A 1203-nucleotide genomic window follows, 5' to 3' on the forward strand; every position below is an offset into this window, starting at 1 on the left:
ATTATCTGCTAACCAGTACATGGAAACAGCAGCATCATTTTCTGCATCACTGATTCAATCGGTCGGTGGAGATACCCAAAAGGCTGCCAAATTAGCCGACCAGACAATCGTTGATATGTCTGATAATGCAAACAAAATGGGCACTTCAATGGAAGCTATCCAAAATGCATATAACGGCTTTTCTAAACAAAACTACACCATGCTGGACAACCTCAAGCTTGGCTACGGTAAACAATATTGCCGTATTTAAAGTAGGTTAACCATTTTATTAATGGGTGTGCATACACTAACAAAAAATAAGTATGTGCTAATAGGGAACATCTAAGGCGAAAGCTATGACAATCCTATGCCAAGCCTGTAAAAATACAGGAAGGTTCAACGACTAGAGCTTTGCTCGTAGGGTGTCTATTAATACGACATTCGAAACGCCTACTATCAAAATCAAAGTTGCAAACCACCGTACATTGTGATATAATATAAATATACAAAAAAGAGGTGGAGATATGGAAAACTGGAAAGATATTAAAGGGTTTGAGGGATATTATCAAATATCTGACAACGGAAACGTTAGAAGTGTCACAAGACATGACGGAGTGCACGAGAGGATTGGGCAACCAATAAAAACTACACTTAAATATAACGGATATTTACAAGTTGGATTAAGGAAACACAACAAACGGAAATATTTTTCTATCCACAGGCTTGTAGCTATTAATTTTATAGATAATCCCGAAAATAAAAAACAAGTTAACCATATTGATTGCAACAAACAAAATAACAATATCAACAACCTTGAATGGGCAACATCAAAAGAAAATTTATATCATGCTAAAATTAATGGATTAAGAAATAATATGCCAAAAGGCGAAAAACATCCAAGTTTTGGAAAGTTTGCAGAAAACAGCAAAACAGCTAAACCTGTCATACGATATGAACGAAAAACAGGAAAAACAAAACTTTACGAGGCGAAAATATTAGCAAAAAATGATGGGTTCGACGTGACAAGCATTTCTAAATGTTGCCACAAAAAATTAAAAACACACAAAGGTTATGAATGGTATTTTGAAAAAGATTTTGATAAAGATATAGTCTAAGCCCTGAGGATTTGCAGAAATGCAAGTCCTTTTTAAATACCACGAAAGTGGGGGTATAAACTCTGTCTCTTATACACATCTGACGCTGCCGACGACTTAACGACAGTGT

General features: G+C 35.5%; 2 protein-coding genes. Both read left to right on the forward strand.

Annotated features, from left to right (window positions below; genetic code table 11):
- Nucleotides 1–250: hypothetical protein (locus tag ACTQ40_RS10515; protein WP_441564115.1), on the forward strand; the 250-nt coding region annotated here is incomplete at its 5' end.
- 253 nt (nt 251–503) lie between these two features.
- Entirely contained in the window at nt 504–1094 is a 591-nt protein-coding gene (locus ACTQ40_RS10520) for an NUMOD4 domain-containing protein (RefSeq protein WP_441549863.1), read from the forward strand.
- Nucleotides 1095–1203: the final 109 nt, after the last annotated feature.

Origin of the sequence: Collinsella sp. Sow4_D11, from assembly GCF_052116465.1 — a bacterium.
In the GTDB taxonomy this organism is placed as follows: domain Bacteria; phylum Actinomycetota; class Coriobacteriia; order Coriobacteriales; family Coriobacteriaceae; genus Collinsella.